Source organism: Methanolacinia paynteri (genome assembly GCF_000784355.1).
In the GTDB taxonomy this organism is placed as follows: domain Archaea; phylum Halobacteriota; class Methanomicrobia; order Methanomicrobiales; family Methanomicrobiaceae; genus Methanolacinia; species Methanolacinia paynteri.
The window spans coordinates 1-19328 of sequence record NZ_AXDV01000011.1 but is presented as its reverse complement, the minus strand read 5'-3'; the positions used below and the strand labels follow the sequence as shown (position 1 = coordinate 19328).

General features: G+C 44.4%; 13 protein-coding genes and 1 CRISPR repeat array. Of the genes, 7 read left to right on the top strand and 6 right to left on the bottom strand.

What is annotated here, in order from left to right; all coding sequences use genetic code 11:
* The first annotated feature begins 184 nt into the window (after positions 1-184).
* Both METPAY_RS00840 and METPAY_RS00835 read left to right on the top strand, forming a co-directional pair.
* Positions 185-505 (top strand): hypothetical protein, encoded by a 321-nt coding sequence (locus tag METPAY_RS00840; protein ID WP_084600636.1) that lies wholly within the window; start codon positions 185-187, stop codon positions 503-505.
* Positions 502-3414 carry a hypothetical protein gene (locus METPAY_RS00835; RefSeq protein WP_048148297.1) on the top strand — a complete coding sequence of 971 codons (2913 nt, stop codon included), beginning with the start codon at positions 502-504 and terminating at the stop codon, positions 3412-3414. The genes METPAY_RS00840 and METPAY_RS00835 overlap by 4 nt, the downstream gene beginning before the upstream one ends.
* Positions 3415-3509: 95 nt before the next feature.
* Here the strand turns inward: METPAY_RS00835 and METPAY_RS00830 are convergent, their stop codons facing one another.
* The 6 genes from METPAY_RS00830 to METPAY_RS00805 form a co-directional block, all read right to left on the bottom strand.
* Entirely contained in the window at positions 3510-3782 is a 273-nt protein-coding gene (locus METPAY_RS00830) for a type II toxin-antitoxin system RelE family toxin (RefSeq protein WP_048148295.1), read from the bottom strand.
* Entirely contained in the window at positions 3779-4009 is a 231-nt protein-coding gene (locus METPAY_RS00825; RefSeq protein WP_048148294.1) for a DUF7557 family protein, read from the bottom strand. Before METPAY_RS00825 ends, METPAY_RS00830 begins: the two co-directional genes overlap by 4 nt.
* 146 nt (positions 4010-4155) lie before the next feature.
* Entirely contained in the window at positions 4156-6579 is a 2424-nt protein-coding gene (locus METPAY_RS00820; protein ID WP_048148293.1) for a CRISPR-associated helicase/endonuclease Cas3, read from the bottom strand.
* Complete coding sequence (gene cas5b / locus METPAY_RS00815; protein ID WP_169743625.1) at positions 6566-7273, bottom strand: type I-B CRISPR-associated protein Cas5b; 708 nt, start codon at positions 7271-7273, stop codon at positions 6566-6568. Before cas5b ends, METPAY_RS00820 begins: the two co-directional genes overlap by 14 nt.
* 11 nt (positions 7274-7284) lie before the next feature.
* Positions 7285-8199 (bottom strand): type I-B CRISPR-associated protein Cas7/Csh2, encoded by a 915-nt coding sequence (gene cas7b, locus METPAY_RS00810; protein WP_048148290.1) that lies wholly within the window; start codon positions 8197-8199, stop codon positions 7285-7287.
* Entirely contained in the window at positions 8192-10096 is a 1905-nt protein-coding gene (locus METPAY_RS00805; protein ID WP_084600634.1) for a TIGR02556 family CRISPR-associated protein, read from the bottom strand. The genes cas7b and METPAY_RS00805 overlap by 8 nt, the downstream gene beginning before the upstream one ends.
* Before the next feature lie 206 nt (positions 10097-10302).
* Here METPAY_RS00805 and METPAY_RS00800 point away from each other — a divergent pair, with 206 nt between their 5' ends.
* The 5 genes from METPAY_RS00800 to METPAY_RS00780 form a co-directional block, all read left to right on the top strand.
* Positions 10303-10974 (top strand): CRISPR-associated endonuclease Cas6, encoded by a 672-nt coding sequence (locus tag METPAY_RS00800; RefSeq protein WP_245611486.1) that lies wholly within the window; start codon positions 10303-10305, stop codon positions 10972-10974.
* A 21-nt stretch (positions 10975-10995) separates the two neighbouring features.
* The gene (gene cas1 / locus METPAY_RS00795; protein WP_048148286.1) at positions 10996-11985 is read left to right on the top strand and encodes a CRISPR-associated endonuclease Cas1; all 990 of its coding nucleotides are present in this window, start codon (positions 10996-10998) and stop codon (positions 11983-11985) included.
* Positions 11982-12275, top strand: a complete 294-nt coding sequence (cas2, locus tag METPAY_RS00790) for a CRISPR-associated endonuclease Cas2 (protein ID WP_048148285.1) — start codon at positions 11982-11984, stop codon at positions 12273-12275. The genes cas1 and cas2 overlap by 4 nt, the downstream gene beginning before the upstream one ends.
* A 1-nt stretch (position 12276) precedes the next feature.
* On the top strand, positions 12277-12867 hold the full coding sequence (gene cas4 / locus METPAY_RS00785) for a CRISPR-associated protein Cas4 (RefSeq protein ID WP_048148283.1): 591 nt from the start codon (positions 12277-12279) through the stop codon (positions 12865-12867).
* Positions 12868-13115: 248 nt separating this feature from the next.
* Positions 13116-18680: a CRISPR direct-repeat array (repeat unit 37 nt; unit sequence CTTGAAGAACTTCATCCAGGAAAATAAGGATTGAAAC).
* A gap of 166 nt (positions 18681-18846) precedes the next feature.
* The coding region (locus METPAY_RS00780; RefSeq protein WP_048148280.1) for a hypothetical protein at positions 18847-19328 on the top strand (482 nt) is incomplete at its 3' end.

Genomic DNA, 19328 nt, shown 5'->3' with positions numbered 1-19328 from the left:
GAAGGGGCTTATGCCCAAATAAATTCCTGAAAAATTCAAAAAAAATCCCACAATTAAATCCGAATTTCAATTCTCTCCCAAAATTCCGATTTACTTTTATAACAACATCCTTCCCAAACCTAAACAGGTGCCAAAATCGTACCCGATGATTAAAATGAAAAAAGAAAACCAACGAAAAACCGTAATGTGCTGCTGCCCTCTGTACGGAAAAGAATACGGCAGCCCCCTAAACAAAATGTGCACCCACACATGCCGTATGAGAACTGCCGACAGAAAATCTACCTCCAGGCAGATAAGCAAATCGGCCGTCCCCGTCCCCCTATATCTTATCCCGCAGGCACTCGCAAAGGAGATTCGCGAACTCAAAGACACGATCGCCGAGATCAGGATCAACAGGACAAGCGGTCACAACTACAGGATAAATCTGTTCTCGACCGCAAAGGGAGAGACGCCATCAGCACCGCTCTTTCCTCTTGAACAGGATTCAACGGAGGAAAGAGAATGACCGAAGAGATCAGAAAGGCTCTCGCCACTCTCTTCCCCGGCGGGGAAGTCGTCGAACTCCGGGCCCTCGGCGATTACAATATTCACAGCGGGTACTTCGACGATTACGAAACCCTCGCTGAGAAAGCCGAAAAGATCTCCCGCCTCTCCGATGTGCAGGGCGTTTATGTAACCCTCAACGAAATCAATCCCGCCCTTCTCTCCCGGAGGGCAAACAGGGTCAAGACGAATCTCGGGCGAAAAGACTCGACGACAGCAGATGCGGATATAATCCGCCGGCGATGGCTCCCCGTCGATCTCGACCCCGTCAGACCGAGCGGAGTTTCATCCACCGACGAAGAACACGAGGCCGCGTTAGCCAAAGCAAAAAAGATCTCCGGGTTTTTGGAAATTTTCGGCTTCCCCCGCCCCGTCCTCGCCGACTCCGGCAACGGTGCGCATATACTATATGCAGTCGACCTCCCCAACGATGACGAAGCGACTGATCTGGTCAAAGAATGTCTCGCAACTCTCGACGCCCTCTTCTCCGATGCAGCCGTCACCGTCGATACGGCGAACTACAACGCGGCCCGGATCTGGAAACTTTACGGAACAAAATCACGGAAGGGCGACGACACGCCCGATCGCCCGCACAGGATGGCGAAAATAATCGATTTGCCGGATGAGACAGAGACTGTTGCTTTCGAAACTCTTCAAAAACTTGCCAACCTCCTCCCGAAAGACGAGGAAAAACCGCAGGCAAAGAGCTGTGACAAAAAGATCGACCTCTCCGAATGGCTCTCCGATCACGGGATCAGTGTCGCGAACGAAAGACCCTGGCAGGGCGGAACACTATTCGTCCTCGAAGAATGCCCGTTCTCTTCGGCGCATTCGGACGGGGCGTTCGCCATCCAGTTTTCAAACGGTGCGATCTACGCCGGATGCCACCACAATTCCTGCGGCGGCGGGAAGCAGAGGTGGAGCGAACTCCGGGCGATGTACGAGATCAAATCAGGCCGAAAGGAGAGAAAAGCCGGACGACAAAACGAAAGTACAGGCAAAACCGAAAGGGCCGTTCGTCGCGGGGGATCTTCGTTTTCCGAAAAGACGAGGGAGAAGGCCGCCGGGATCCTCAAAACCGGAGACCCCGTTAAATTCATGCTTGACACCTTCTCGAAATTCCATGTCGGCGACGAAACACTGGCCGAATGCCTGGTAATGTCGATCGCCTCCCAGTCGGTCATGAACACAAACGGTCTCCATGTATTCGTATCCGGGAAGTCCGGGAAAGGAAAATCCGTTGCTTGCAGGGCCATGATGAACCTCGTTCCCGAAGACTACAGGCTCAGGGGGAAGGTGAGCGACAAGGCTCTCTACTATAACCGGGACCTCAAACCGGAGACCGTTTTCCTCTTCGACGACGCCCACCTCTCCGAAGATATCTGCGAGATCCTGAAGTCCGCAACGACCAACTTCCGTGAAAAGATCGAGTACCAGACGCTTACTACCGACAGGCAGCTCAGGATCTATAATATCCCCGAGCGGTGCATCTGGTGGGTGGCGAAGGTCGAGTCCATCGGCGACGACCAGGTGCTGAACCGGATGCTCACGGTCTGGATCGACGACACATCGGAACAGGACCATAGGGTGCTCGATAACCTTAAAAGATGCGAGGCACAGGAAAAAATAATCCTCGGGGAGCCGGCCGAAACCGACGTATGCCGCTGTATCTGGGCGATGCTGAAGGAGGAGACGACTTATGTCTCGATTCCGTTCGCGGAGAGGGTGCAGTTTTCGTCAGCCGCAAACAGGAGGAACCCGGCGATCTTTTTCGATCTCGTCAAGTGTCATGCTCTTCTTTTCAAAGAACAGAGAGAGAGGTTCACGCCGGTGGACGAGGACGACAATCCGATAGAAGATCTCACCGCGATACGGGCGACGGTTGATGACTTCGAAGCGGCTGCGAAGATCTATGCGGCGATCAACGGGGATTCGGGAAGCCAGGAGACGAAACTTACGAAGAACGAGGCGGACGCCCTGGATGTCATCTGCAAAATGGGTTGGGAGACTGTTACGATTAAAATGTTCCAGGATGTCATGGGGATCTCGTATCACCAGGCGAGGAGGATATTTCACGGCTACCTGAGCAGGGGGTGTTCGTATTCCGGCCTCCTGGAAAAATGTCCTGCAATCAGCTTTATCGACGCGACGGTTTCACAGGAGGTCGACGGGTTCATGCTCCGGCAGCGGGAGAGCCGGTATTCGTTTAATTACGAGATCTACCGTGAATGGAATTCCGGGAATGCCGTCTGGCTCGACGAGGAGGGAGGAGGCAATGGTGATGACAGCGACGGGCCTGGTGACGACGGCGGTCCGGGGTCGGAGTCGGATTGTGTTTGCAGCTTTGCAGCAACTTTGCAGTCGGTTTGCAGCAGCGTGCTGCAAAGTAAAAAAGAGGAGGATGACGGTTCTTTTACTGAATGTTTTGCAGATGATGGAGATCTTCACTCCGCAAATAGTTGTTTGCGGAAAAATACCGGGGCACAGGAAGATGATCGTAAGGATTTATCCTTATCGTGTTGTGTGTGTACGCCGGGATCTGCTGCAAACATAGATCAAAAACGTAGAGATATTTTAGAAAATGAAAACGCGTGTGGTTATAATGATTCTTTAGTTTGCGGAGACGTGCTGCAAACTGCTGCGAACTTCCGCAAGGCTGCGAATGTGAGGGGTTCGACTTTTCCTCTTCCGGGTGTTCTCGACCACCGGGATTTTGAGAGAGTGAATAAGGATCTCGGGAAGTGTGATCTGTGCGGTAAGGGGAAGGCTGTTTTTTCTTCGAAGGAATTGAAGATGAGTGTTTGTGAAGGGTGTTTCGGGAGGATATTGAAGGAGGATTTGAGAGGAAGGGGTGAGATGATAAAAACGTGAAGGTGTTTTGAAATTTCCGGCAGAGGGAGTTATCCGGAATTTCCAGATAGCTCAAAGTGAAGGGAACCACAAAGTCACCAGGGGTATGATCCCGATCAATATTTCCGGTATATTTTGCCACGACCGCCGATTTCGATGATGAAGAGAACCATAACGTTGTCCTCGATGGTCATGATAATGCGGTACTGACCTACCCGGTAAGAGTACAGGGGCATACTCTTGTGTCCCTTTAGTTTTTTGACATACGACCTGGGGTAGGGTTCATTTGCGAGATCGGTCAGTTCGTCTACGATCCGTTTTCCGTCGACTTTCGGGAGTCGTTTTAGATCGCGTTCCGCTCCCGGTGTAAGGATTATTTCCCAGGTCATTCAAGGCCCAGATCTTTGACGACTTCAGAGAGAGGGCGACCCCGGCCGGCCCGGATGTCTGCAATCCCTTCCTCTATCCGCTGCAACGTCTCTTCACTCAACGGCTCGGGATCGTATACCGCGTCCAGGAGGCGGTTGAGCGTCTCGTCATAACTTTCCCGGGGGTGTATTTTCAGGCCGTCGATGCGGGCTTTTGTCTCCGGACGAAGTTGGATCGTTGTTGCCATAGCTACCTATGGGGAGGTATAGGGCATAAAGATGTTGTCGGGGGCAAGTTTGAGGGTGATGAAGTTGCCCCGGGGGTAGAACCAGGATAGTATTCCAATCAAATAATTGGTACCTGGTATTGAATACGAAAAAGGGAATCCCCCGGTTATATCATATATGTTCCCGGACTTCCTCCATCCTTCTCCGGCCTGATGTAACCGGTTTCATGATTGTATTTCAAATTCTGCCCGACCTCCCCTGACGAAACAAATCCCATATCCAAATCAGAATCATAACCGACATGATTCTTATCTTTCAGCGGAACGGAGATCACATAATTCAGGAAATCCGGTTTAATCTTATAAAATTCATTCCGGCGGTCGATGAGGTTTTCAATCTCTTTAATCTCCCTGTACCGGTTCCAGAGATTTTCAGCCTCCTCGTCTGCGGAGACAAAAACATCGACTTCAGGATAATCCTTATCGATCAATTTGAACTTGTCCCCGCAACTGGCAAGATCGAGTTCGTAAAAATGTTCCAGCAGTTGCTTTGACTCGTCATTGCTTACGGCCTCTGCAAGATATTCGAAGTACCTGTTGTTCATATCGAGAAAATCAGGCTCCCTTATTTCATCGTAGCTTTCAAGAACTTTTTTTGTCTTATCAAGAAGGGTGACATCATAGATATATTTGGAGAACGGTCTTTCGTTTTCGTCACAGACCGAATAGATTTTTACAATCCCTACATCTTTTAAGGAATTCCTGTTGCATCTCCCTGCCACCTGGTTGATGGAATCAAGGGGCCCTATATCCCTGTAAACGATATCAAGATCGATATCCACTCCCGCCTCGATGAGCTGTGTGCTGACGACAACAAGCCTTTTTTTACCCTTAAGCTCCCGGATCTTTTCTATCCTTCTCTTTCTCTCAAATGGCACTATATAGGTTGACAGGAAAACAAACTCCGTTCCTTTTGCATCTTCTATAGAATCCTTAATTGAGAGATACAGATCCCTGGCGGAATTCTTTGTATTCATCACAAAGAGGAAATCGGAATCTGGATTGTTGCTAAGGTCTTCTGCGCAAATATCTTTGAAATCTTCAAAAGAAACAGGATCTTTATTATAAATTACCTTCGTTCTGTTAAAGGCCCTGAAGTACTTGTCACGGCCTGAACACAATTCAAGAATTTCCCCGTCCTGGTAAAAAATTAAAGGCTGTGTTGCGGTGATAAATACAAAATAGATATTGAAAACTTCCGAGACAGCCTTAAGATACTCCCTGAATATATGCCAGTACTTCGGGGGGATCGACTGAACCTCATCAAGAAGAATAATAGAATTTGCAATATTGTGATATTTGATCAGCGACCTGTTCCTGTTTGAAAAAACAGAGTGAAATAACTGAACGAAAGTTGTAACGACAATCTCGGAATTCCAGCCTTCAATCAGAAGTTTGCTCTCGGATGTTGAATATTCCTCATCGTCTCCCGTATTATAGAAAAGCTCGGCCAGGTGATGGTGCTTGAGTAAGATGTCTGTGGACGGTTTTTTCCCGTAATACTCCTCGTAGACATCCTCGAAGACCGAAAAATTCTGATCGATAATACTGGTAAAAGGCAGTGAGTAGATTATCCTTGAATTTCGTCCCTTCTCTCTGCCGATTCTATCTCTCAGCTTCAATGCAAAACCCAGTGCGGCAAGTGTCTTGCCTCCGCCGGTAGGGACATTGATCGAATAGATCTTATTAGCCGGATCGAGAGTTGCAGCCTTCGAATTGATATCCTGAAAAATTTCATCACGGATTGTGTTAATCTGCCCGTCCGGAGTTTTGCCTTTGATTTTTTGAATATAATGCTCGGGAAGATCCGGTTCAAGAATAATGTTTTTGGGAGTGATATCCAAACCGGATGCGTCCGATTTATCAGCGGAGATTAATAAGGAAAACAGATACTGCTCCAGTATTGCATAACGAATCTCCGATAATTTTTCGAGTTTTCTCCTGAATTTTCTCTGTTCGCTTATTATATTTTCAGCGATCTCTTCAGGGCTTTCAAAGAACGATTCGATATAATCAGGATTAATATCTCCAGAATAAATTTCCTTTACGCTCCCGACATCTATCGATTCGGCCTGCATTTTCACGATAGACCTCTTCTCATCGTTGAGATCCAGGACCTCGGTTTGAAAGTTCCCGATATCACCGTGATGTCTCTTCACGGTTTCATATGCGAGATACTTAACCAGACGGGCTGTATTTTCGTCACGGATGTCATATTTTTCAAGTTCTCTCCCGGTTACATAATAGCAGAATACCGCCGAGATCAACCCGTGATTTGTAAGTTTACTATTATCCTTCTTTCCTGTTTTGATACTGTTTTTAAGATAGTCCTGGAAATATTTCGTGCTCTTACCGAAATCGTGGGAGAGGGTGATGAGTCTCACCAGCATTTCAAGAATATCACCGTCCAGTCCTATCGAACTAAAATCAGGCGATTCTTTACGGAGACCGGACAATGCAATCCCCGATACGTTATGCAGGTGTTCCCGGAGTGTTTTATCAGGATGAGAAAAAAGTTCAGAGGAAGACAATGTTATCACCGCTGCTTAACCTGCAGAATTCGGTAACACTTGCCGATACCGGTTGCGCACGGCGTTCGAATATAACATTATCATACTCTGTGACGCATCTCTCCTCGTCCATTTCAAGGGGCTGCTTTTCCGAGATATATTCCAGGTCGTCCTGAAAATCAACCATCTTTACTTTTGATTCGGGGATTACTGTCCTGATCTCTGCAATATCTCCCGATCGTACCGGCTCGTATTCAAATTCGCCGATATAACTGAAATTTGCGATGAATTCGCTCAGGCCGAGGCAGGGGGTATATACGCACTTATGATCCGATAACAGGGATTTCACTTTTGTATATAACTCGTCGTCCGAATGAGTGAAGTAAACCCTGAAAGACGGATCTTTCAATAATTCAAATCGGATCTGGGTCCTTGCCTTAATTTCATTCATATCACCGAAGCCGCCGGCGGTCTTGATCAGGTTTTCAGCCAGCCTGACTTTTTTCACCGCGTTGTTGAGGCCGACAGCAATCTTTTCGTCTTCTTTCGAGGAGACGGACAGGTAGCTCTCTTTGTCAAGTCCGGCAATAGCTCCGATGACTCCGGTAAGTGAAGTCCTTGTCGGAACCGAATAGGTCAGGGGGGAGGTTGTCGTATAGATCTTCCTGAAATGACCGTAATCGCCCCAGATGTCGAATGCCAGAATTTTATCCACCGGCATTCACCTCACAGTGAAAGCCCGGTTGAAGTTATACCGTATTTTTTAAGGACCTCGGGGAGATTTACAACTTCTTTATTTTCTGTAAGAATCACCCTGCTGTCCACCTGGTATTCAATATCGCGGATCTTGTCTTTATTTGCAGAGAGGTTTTCTGCAAGTTCGCAGATTTCGAGCTTCAGGTCTGTTATATCCCTGACTTCATCCAGGGGCTTTTCTGATTCGGCTTTAATCATGTTGCTGATGTCGCCGATATGGTAATTGTCTTCCTTGTAATTTACTTTTAGAAGGAATCTCGGGACCTGTCCGGCCTTCGATCTTGAGATGAGGTTTTTCGTCCCGTTCCACATGCCGTCGAGCAGAAGTTTCGCATCCTCTTCTGTCATCCTGGTGGTCTTTGCGGCGTTTTCGTTGATGATGCCGTAGAAGTTTATCAGGGAATATGGGAGGATATACTGCTCGGTGAATGTTCCCTGCTTTTTGCCCTTTTCCGACGGCATGACTGTTGTTCCTTTGAGATATTTCAACTGGACGGGGTGGATCGATCTTCCAATTCTGAACTGAACGGGACCTGTAAACGTGATTGTGTTCTTCTTGATCGCCGTGGTTGCTCCAAATAATCTGATGTCTACGCAGCTGTCAATAAGTTCGTCGGCAGAATTCAGCTTTAATTCGGCTAATCTTTCGTCCTTACTGTTAAGGTCGCCGTTGTCTTTTCTGGTCTCTTTGATGAAGACGTTCTCGCCTTTAAAATCACTGAGGTAATCCCGGATTGTTCTCTTCAACCTTACATCGGTGACAAGGTTTGTCATAGTGTCTTCATCGATTCTCGGTTTGTTCTCGTCAAGGGGGTCGCCGTTGGGGTTTGCATCCTTGATATCATACATAAAGATAATTTCTGACCTGTTCTTTATTTCACTCATTTAATTCACCTTCTTCTGTAATTTCCTGTTCTCCCTGTTTTTTGAATATCTTCACCAGGTTCATTCCAAGTACAAAGTAATAGCTGATCTCGTCTTTCGGCATCTTCCAACCGTCTCCTGCTTTGACCATGTGAGCGGAGATCTTTTCTTCGAGATTTGAGTAATAGTTTTTGCCGTATTCATCTAGTTTGTTCTGCATTTCAGGCAACAATCTCTTTACAAGCTTTTCATCCAGTTTAAGACCCTGGAGCTTGCTCCTGAAGGGTGTTGCACCTCTTTCAAGCCGCTGAATGTTCAGAAGTTTCTGTGCGAGGACTCCCTCAAGGAAGACGGCTTTCTTTATGTCGTCATTGAAGAAGTCCGGGAAGCTGTCGAACAACAGATCCGCTTTTTCGGAATCCGTCTTGTCGTTCATATTTTTCAGGTTTTCAATCGTTTCATCGTCAATCATGTTAACACCATAATCTCCTTTCAGAAGTTTTAGTTCGTTTAAATAGAGCAGAAGCTGGAAACTTCTCATAAGAGTCTCTTCAAGAGATTTGTTGTTTGCAAACTGTACCCGGATTCTTCTTAAAAATCCGGCAAAGAGGAAATTGGGATCGATCTTTTCGTCCTGGAATATTTTTTGGGTAATCTCCAGGAAGTATTTGCTTGTATCCTGGTTGTTATCAGTTCCAAAGAAGTGCCATACATTTGTAAATGTAAACAGAAGATCCCTTTTTCCGGCAAATTCCTTTTTTTCGTTGAATACCGATTCCGTATTCTCGAAGAGAGGAATTTTTTCGACCTGTTTCTTTGCGTCGAACATTCTGCCGAGTCTTGAGGGAAAGACATCCTCGATAAACATAATGATATTGAAGGCGCTGTTGTTCTCTTCGTATATCATTATGTCAAGGCTGAAGTGGTTCTCTTTTTTCGAGAGAAATTCCAATACATCCTTCCTTGTAACCTCAAGAAGATTCGAGTAGTTCTGCGACAAACGGAATTTTTCAAATTCTTCGCTGCCGAAATCGCCGAAAGTCTCGTAGATCTCATCTGCATCTTTTTCAAGGAGGGGTTTTGGTATCAGGAAATAATTGAAATTGAAGAACCTGAATTTCGAATTATCATTGATAAACGTTCTTCCGGCTTCAAGGGTTAATGCGCAGCCGAGACAGACCGGATAATTCTTCCATGATTTGGACTGATCGAATCCGCCTGAGACCATCCCGATATTGTTGACAGTATAGAAAGGATAGGTGCTTACAAAGCCATAGACCTCTTTTCTCTCTCCGCATACATAGCAGACCGCATCCTGCTGATTCGAATTTTTGCCGTGTTTGTTATAGTACGATTTTACCGCAGAGTTTACCAGGGATTTCCTGAACTCCGGAAGATCTCCGATATAGTATTTTTTGCCGTCTTTACTGATTCCAAGAGTAATTATCGCCGATGTTCCGCTTTCCAGATCGGAATATTTTTCTTTTACCTCTTCTGTGATTTTTTCTTTGTTTTCTTCAAGACAATTCTTTATTTTTGTGAGATCTGAGATCTCATCTGTATTGATGGGATGTACACCGTCGGAATCAATACTTTTGAACCACCCGAAGAATTTTGTGTTGAGCGTCTTTTCAGGTTCGGTAATTCTCGAAGTAGGAGTAGAATCCGGGCCGTTTGCCCCGCTTCCTTTCCTGTAAAGATATGATTCCTTTTTTTCGACAGACAGATCTTCAAGTTCGACTCCTTCATAGACATACGGGTCCCGATCGGTGTTTATTACGACCTTCAGGACCTTTTTGTAATTTTCAGAGGACTTGGGATTTTCTATAAGAAGAGAGAGCTGATCATTAAACTCTTCCGGGTCGAGAGAGAGATCGGAAAGAGAATAAGCCCCCACTTTTTTCAAAGCATCAATCATTTAACAATTGATCAATAAAAAAATGCTAATATATATCCCTTTCGAACGGAGAATGAAACTGTTGCAGGCTAATTTAACATATTTACCAAATGCTGCATATCGCCCTCTGAAAATGAAAAGAGATTGTTTTCGGAATCATTGACAGCCTCAAAGTATTTATCAGCTCGATAAATATTCAATATTATAACGGGAAGATGATTCCATAAATGATTGATCTTGAGATTTTTATCCTGAAGCTGGGCACAGATAAAACAATAAAGGGCTCCGCTTCGCAGCTAAGAGGGTTTTTTGCAACCAAATTTAACGAATATATTCTTCTTCACCAGCATAATGCGGACAAATTCGTCTACAGGTATCCGCTTATCCAGTATAAGTTCATCAATAATATTCCGACGGTTATCGGTCTGAATGAGGGGGCCGATGTTTTGAAGGAGATCTACGATGAATCCGATACCATCAGACTCGGAGTTAATGTTTTCGAGGTAAATGAAAGGGAAATTATAATTAAAAAGGGCAAATTCGGACTTGCACCTGAGTTCCACTCGTACAGGTTTATTGCCCCCTGGATCGGGCTTAACCAGAACAACTATAAACAATTCTATGCGCTCCGGGACAGTGAGGAGAGAACGGAATTTTTAAGACGTATTTTAACCGGAAACATCCTTTCGATGTCAAAGACCCTCGGTTATACCGTACCCGATCAGATCAAATGCGATCTTTCGGTTTTTCCTGAGAAGATTTCGGTTAAAAATGTCAATCACATGGGATTCAAAGGGAAATTTTATGCGAATTTCGTGATCCCCGACTGGCTTGGAATAGGCAAATCAGTTTCCAGGGGATTCGGGACGATTGAAGAGATGAAAAAAGATGACAAATGAAGATTGAATAGGGGGCAGATCATGGATCTTGTAATCAATACCTGGGGCTCGTTCATTAAAAAGAAAGACAATTGTTTCCTGATTAAAAACAAAGAAGGAACTTCCGAAATTTCTGCCGAGAAGGTAAATACGATTCTTATTACTAACTCGGCGGGAATTTCCTCGGACGCCGTTGAACTTGCATTGTCGAAAAATATCGATATCGTTTTTCTTGACAAATTCGGAAATCCTTACGGCCGCGTATGGCATTCCAAATTCGGCAGCACCAACCTTATCCGGAGAATTCAGATCGAAGCGGGAAGGAATAAGATCGGCCTGAATCTTTCGAAAGACTGGGTTAATACGAAGATCGGGAACCAGATTGGGTTCATAAAGGAATTGAAGAAAAACAGGCCGGAGATGAAGGAGTTCTTCGATGACGGGATAAGCTACATGCAGCAGTTTCCTGCAAAAGTGGATGATCTTTCGGGAAGCCCGGATCAGATCAGGGGAAGCATAATGGGCTATGAAGGCTCCTGCTCGAAGAAATATTTCGAGATGCTGAGCGCGGTCATGCCGGAGAGATGGACATTTTCAGGCCGGAGCAGGAATCCGGCGAAGGATGAATTCAACTGCCTCTTGAATTACGGTTACGGGATGCTGTATTCCCTGACCGAGAAGGCCTGCATTATTGCTGGACTCGATCCGTATGCCGGTTTCCTGCATGTAGACAATTACAACAAGATGTCTTTTGTCTTCGATATAATCGAGATATTCAGGATTTATATCGATGTGCCCGTTGTTCACCTGTTCACCAAAAAGATGGTTCATGAAGATTATTTCGACGAGATTCCCGGCGGTTATTACCTGAATGCAGAGGGTAAAAAGGCAATGGTCTCGGCGATCAACCAGAGTCTTGAGAGCGATATTCCGTACCAGGGAAGGAACGTGATGAAGAAGAATGTCATCCAGATGGAGTGCCACAGGGTTGCCAACCACCTGCTTAAGTTTGAAAACGAGGTTTTGAAATGACCCTTGTATGGGTGATCTACGATATCGTCGAGAATAAAGTGAGAAACAAGGTCATCAGGGTCTGTAAAAATTCGGGGTTATACAGGGTTCAAAAGAGTGTCTTTCTCGGGGACATTAATCATACTTCAATGGATTCGATGATCGTGGAGATCGAGAGCCTGATCGACCCGGATGTCGATTCGGTCTACGTCTTCCCGATGGACAAGAGGACGTTTAATGAGATTACCCTGATGGGACAGGCTTTCGATAAAGAGTATGTTTCGGATGAGATAATTACGAGGTTCTTTTAGGATGGAGTCCCCCGGCGCCATGATAAATATCTCCGATGTGCTGGAGTATGAATTCTGTCCGAGGTTTATCTATTTTATGTACTGTCTCAACATCAGGCAGCACGAGGAACTGCGTTTTAAGGTTTTGGCGGGAAGGGAGGTTCATGAGAGGATTTCCCGGACGAACAGGAATTATATCCGGAAAAAGATCGGGGCGGAGGCGAAGTTTACCGATGTGTTTTTGTCTTCGCCTGAAGTTCATATCAAGGGAATTTTGGACGAGGTTTTGTATCTTGATGACGGGACTGCGGCTCCACTGGAGTATAAATTCGCCCAATATAAAGAGAGAATGTTTAAGACGACAAAGTCACAGCTTTTCCTCCAGGCGATTTTAATCGAAGAGAATTATGATCGAGTGGTTGAGAAGGGTTTTGTATGTTTTACAAGGAGCAACTATAAGCTGGTGGATATTGAAATCCGGGAAAAGGACAAGGAGAATGCCAGAGAGGAGATCCTGAATGTTCTCGAAATCATCGGGAAGGGATATTATCCGAAAACCAGGAAGAACCCGAACAAATGTGCAGACTGCTGTTACCGGAATATCTGCGTCTGAGGAGGGTTCTTCGAGATTAAATCTATTATCCCTGAGGAGAATATTACTACTTGGCTTTCGGTTTCACTGATCATGAAATCCGATTGTTGAATGATATTGCAGGTGTGATATTATCCGGAGAGTGAATCAGAATTTTTGGTTTTTTCTTGTATTTATAAGGGGACCGATAATTCTGCCCGAAGAAAACTATGGTCTGAATTTCGGGCCGCAGGGCCGGTTATACCTGAAATGGACGAATTTCACCTGCTCTTGAAGAACTTCATCCAGGAAAATAAGGATTGAAACTCGTGACAATGGGGATCTTTACTGCAGGCCTTGGTCCTCTTGAAGAACTTCATCCAGGAAAATAAGGATTGAAACTACCATAATGTAAGGGAGGCAACCTCTGAGAGATCAACCTTGAAGAACTTCATCCAGGAAAATAAGGATTGAAACCCTTCTCTCTCTCACACCCCAGCATGGAGACCATCCTTGAAGAACTTCATCCAGGAAAATAAGGATTGAAACCGGAGGCGGAACTCTTCCCGCACGGTGCACATGACGATCTTGAAGAACTTCATCCAGGAAAATAAGGATTGAAACTGGGTCCACGTCGCTATACCTGTTGCCGTGTATCCCTTGAAGAACTTCATCCAGGAAAATAAGGATTGAAACTAGCATAGATCTGGCCCAGGAAGGGGTCAAGCTCACTTGAAGAACTTCATCCAGGAAAATAAGGATTGAAACTGATGTTGTGTCCCTCACAAAACTGACCGTATACTCCCTTGAAGAACTTCATCCAGGAAAATAAGGATTGAAACTTGACCGACGAATAAGATGTTCCTGCGGCAGTTGCCCTTGAAGAACTTCATCCAGGAAAATAAGGATTGAAACAAGATCAGAAGAAATGCGACGATGACCACGAGACAAGACTTGAAGAACTTCATCCAGGAAAATAAGGATTGAAACTATAGTTCCTCATCCTATGAGTGTATATGGTGTTCAACTTGAAGAACTTCATCCAGGAAAATAAGGATTGAAACTGGTAACAAGCGCAGGAAGTGCATATGGAACAACGCTTGAAGAACTTCATCCAGGAAAATAAGGATTGAAACCAAAAATCGAGTCTGACGTGGGGGAAGCAATGGGCCCTTGAAGAACTTCATCCAGGAAAATAAGGATTGAAACCAAAAACAGCAAGAACGGCAATAATTACTTTGCCGGCCTTGAAGAACTTCATCCAGGAAAATAAGGATTGAAACTTCAAGGACTAGTCCCGTTTGACGCTCGCAGATATCCTTGAAGAACTTCATCCAGGAAAATAAGGATTGAAACATTCGGGGGGGTATGCATCATGTCATGCCGCAATCTTGAAGAACTTCATCCAGGAAAATAAGGATTGAAACTTTCAAAAAAATCGCCTTCGCTCACGCTGACACCTCCTTGAAGAACTTCATCCAGGAAAATAAGGATTGAAACGGAAAATAACTCGTGAAACTCATAATCTATATAGACTTGAAGAACTTCATCCAGGAAAATAAGGATTGAAACCGAGGTCCTCATCAAGGGTCAGGACTTCTCAGCTGATCTTGAAGAACTTCATCCAGGAAAATAAGGATTGAAACCAACGTGGTCCGCCCTTGAAGAACTTCATCCAGGAAACTTGAAGAACTTCATCCAGGAAAATAAGGATTGAAACAAATTTTTATTTGCTCTTTCAAAGAATCAATTTCTTCTTGAAGAACTTCATCCAGGAAAATAAGGATTGAAACTCAAGGACCTCACCGTCACTCTTACGGACCTTGATCTCTTGAAGAACTTCATCCAGGAAAATAAGGATTGAAACTGAACCTACCGCTTGCTTCGTTGGCATAAGGACTGACGACTTGAAGAACTTCATCCAGGAAAATAAGGATTGAAACAAACAAATAACTGGACTTGCAGAACTCTTTCAGGCCTTGAAGAACTTCATCCAGGAAAATAAGGATTGAAACTCTTCGCCAACTGGCAGGGGATCATTGCTCTGCTCGGCCTTGAAGAACTTCATCCAGGAAAATAAGGATTGAAACTAGAAGGCGCCCTTCCAGAATGCTCCTCCAAGGTTCTTGAAGAACTTCATCCAGGAAAATAAGGATTGAAACCACCTCTCTTGGGACCATCAGAATTGAATATGGTGCTTGAAGAACTTCATCCAGGAAAATAAGGATTGAAACGTGAGGCCATTTGGCAGGAGTGCACGCTGCAGCCGAGCTTGAAGAACTTCATCCAGGAAAATAAGGATTGAAACTGTTGTAGAGTGGGACCAGGCCATCCAGCCGTTGATGCTTGAAGAACTTCATCCAGGAAAATAAGGATTGAAACATTTAAAATACTTTAAAATAACATCTTTCTTTCTTCTTGAAGAACTTCATCCAGGAAAATAAGGATTGAAACTAATTTCGCCCCCTCAAGAAATTCAACTTTCTTACCTTGAAGAACTTCATCCAGGAAAATAAGGATTGAAACACGAAAACACGAATACAGGTATATAAGCCGATAAGCTTGAAGAACTTCATCCAGGAAAATAAGGATTGAAACCTCCGATCATCAAATACCAGGATTCAAGAAAATCAAACTTGAAGAACTTCATCCAGGAAAATAAGGATTGAAACTTATCACGATGCCCCCTGGGCATGGGAAATCGGAAGCTTGAAGAACTTCATCCAGGAAAATAAGGATTGAAACAAGGAGGTGTGAATCAGATGATAGGTGATCTCCCCCTTGAAGAACTTCATCCAGGAAAATAAGGATTGAAACAGGATGCTACAACCTGATGAACTTGCACTGGCACAGGCTTGAAGAACTTCATCCAGGAAAATAAGGATTGAAACTATCATCGATTGTAAATGATTCACTCATATCAGCCCGCTTGAAGAACTTCATCCAGGAAAATAAGGATTGAAACTGCTATGGGACGAATCGACTCTTCAGGAGATGATCCTTGAAGAACTTCATCCAGGAAAATAAGGATTGAAACTCTGCTGCATTATCTCCGCTCCTATAAGGGACTGCGATCTTGAAGAACTTCATCCAGGAAAATAAGGATTGAAACTGAATACCTCGACAAGATTGTAAAAAAGCATGGGAACCTTGAAGAACTTCATCCAGGAAAATAAGGATTGAAACCGACCTGCCCCCTCTGGACCAGCTCACAGATATTACGCCTTGAAGAACTTCATCCAGGAAAATAAGGATTGAAACTCATAGGTTCCAAACCATTCTGGATCATCTGAAGGGTCTTGAAGAACTTCATCCAGGAAAATAAGGATTGAAACTTGTATTCAGCTCGAGTAAGTGCCTGCTCTCCTGATCTTGAAGAACTTCATCCAGGAAAATAAGGATTGAAACGAGATTAGAAATCAATCCAGGGGGCTTGTCGATAATGCCCTTGAAGAACTTCATCCAGGAAAATAAGGATTGAAACAGTAATACAGATTGTATATGATCAGTGGCCGATCCGACTTGAAGAACTTCATCCAGGAAAATAAGGATTGAAACGAGAAAATATTTCCACCTGTTGAATAGACATTTTCACCTTGAAGAACTTCATCCAGGAAAATAAGGATTGAAACTTTGCAACAGCCCGTAGGAGGGGAGGAAGCCTTCCCTTGAAGAACTTCATCCAGGAAAATAAGGATTGAAACTCGACAAAAAGATCCCTATCAAATGTATGTACCAAAAGCTTGAAGAACTTCATCCAGGAAAATAAGGATTGAAACTTGTAATGATTGTCTTTGAGGTGATAGGTCTGGGTTCTTGAAGAACTTCATCCAGGAAAATAAGGATTGAAACTAATCAGAATAATGAGTGAGAGAATCTTAGAATCACTTGAAGAACTTCATCCAGGAAAATAAGGATTGAAACATCCACCGGTTGATATTGCCGTGGTGACCTGGGCCGGCCTTGAAGAACTTCATCCAGGAAAATAAGGATTGAAACACGAACCGTGAAACCATTTTAAAGGTTTCTCCCTGCCTTGAAGAACTTCATCCAGGAAAATAAGGATTGAAACAAACAATTCCCCATATTCAGAAGGCATGAGATTTTCTTGAAGAACTTCATCCAGGAAAATAAGGATTGAAACTCCGGTGAATACTCCCCAGAATATTCTACATTACCTCCCTTGAAGAACTTCATCCAGGAAAATAAGGATTGAAACTTATTTGACATGTCAAGTGAAATCTCCCGGGTTATTTTCTTGAAGAACTTCATCCAGGAAAATAAGGATTGAAACTGGGCCGGAGCCATCCGTCATTCTTGAGAGCTGTGAGCTTGAAGAACTTCATCCAGGAAAATAAGGATTGAAACGACATTAACCATGAAACTCATCCTCCAGGAGTTCCGGAACTTGAAGAACTTCATCTAGGAAAATAAGGATTGAAACGCCAATTACGATGAAGAAAGCGACAGCGACATCCGGACCTTGAAGAACTTCATCCAGGAAAATAAGGATTGAAACCATGATTTTCTTCATAAGGCGGATCAGCAAGAATGACTTGAAGAACTTCATCCAGGAAAATAAGGATTGAAACTCGTCAGATAAAAAAGTATTATGGGGCATATCCCCCTGGACTTGAAGAACTTCATCCAGGAAAATAAGGATTGAAACCATATTCCTGTTGGCATGTATTGATGTCGGCGCAAACTTGAAGAACTTCATCCAGGAAAATAAGGATTGAAACACATTACTTAGCCTCCCAGGGTGTAGTTTTCCCTATCTTGAAGAACTTCATCCAGGAAAATAAGGATTGAAACAAGACCCCTTGTAATACTCCGGGTCTTCGTAGATATCCTTGAAGAACTTCATCCAGGAAAATAAGGATTGAAACCCACACAGAACCCTAAAAATCAAGGAATGAATATGAAACTTGAAGAACTTCATCCAGGAAAATAAGGATTGAAACTGGACCCTGGACTGTTTTGAAAAGAGAACTGAAAACCTTGAAGAACTTCATCCAGGAAAATAAGGATTGAAACTTGAATGTAAGCGTTTCTATGCCAGATCGCGCAAAGTCCTTGAAGAACTTCATCCAGGAAAATAAGGATTGAAACTCGGGGTTGGGGGTTTTGGAGGTACGCAGTATTCGAGCCCTTGAAGAACTTCATCCAGGAAAATAAGGATTGAAACTGCAAAATATAGGGGGAGACCCCTCCGGGGTTCTCCACACGCTTGAAGAACTTCATCCAGGAAAATAAGGATTGAAACCGTCGAGCTTGGATGCGTTGGATGGCATCTCGAGCCTTGAAGAACTTCATCCAGGAAAATAAGGATTGAAACTCCCGGCCGGTATAGTGGTCGGGATCGAAGACGAATCCTTGAAGAACTTCATCAAGGAAAATAAGGATTGAAACCTACATCTCTGAAATTTGCGAAAGCGTCAGAGTAAGCTTGAAGAACTACATCCAGAAAAATAAGGATTGAAACTAAGATCAACGGCACGAAAGTAAAGGCCAACGGAGGCCTTGAAGAACTACATCCAGAAAAATAAGGATTGAAACTTTTCATGGTTCGTAAAAAGGCGGAGGCTGAGCCAATCTTGAAGAACTACATCCAGAAAAATAAGGATTGAAACCTGTGTCGTCAGCAATCAGTATACAGGGTGAGAGAGACTTGAAGAACTACATCCAGAAAAATAAGGATTGAAACTCTTCGGAAGGAATACAAGGATCACGATTGCCAGAATCTTGAAGAACTACATCCAGAAAAATAAGGATTGAAACATTCCGTTTCTTCATACCTGGGGGGATCTGACAGCTCCTTGAAGAACTACATCCAGGAAAATAAGGATTGATAGCCCTGTGTAATCACAGTAATTTATTGTCTCAATCTTTAGATCGATGAACCTTTTTTTCTCCCATAAAAACTCACCGGTATCCCATACAGTCACGCCAATTTCTTTAAACAGCCATTAATTATTTGCCTGTTCCTTCCCCGGGGAAAGTCAGGCAGGAGAAAAAACAATGGCGGATTTCATAGAAACTTCCAACACAAAAACAGCGACACGTAAACTTGCATCGCCCATCGCAGATGCAGCAGCGTTTCAGTGCATCATCCAGTCGGTGATCGACAACAACCCCTTCGGGTGTACCGAATACATCCAGAACAATGCAACGCACAGCGGGGTCGAAGTCAACCGCGAGAGCTACACCGCAAAGATAGTCTTCGAGGACAATGCGGCGGAGAAGATCGGATCACTTTCGATCAAGTGCCCGACAGTCTCCTCGATGAACAGTGCGACCGGTGCAATAATCGCAGACGCCGATCTTGCCGTCGCCGTCGGAGGAGACCCCGTCCGCGACGCGGAGGACGACACCTTTTCCTGCCAGCTCAAATGCCATGATACGAACACCGAGATCTACTACGTCACGTTCAGCCGCGAAACCGTAAGAGTCAGTTCATACCAGGACGACGCAATTCTCGCAAAAGTCGAGACATGGGCGGA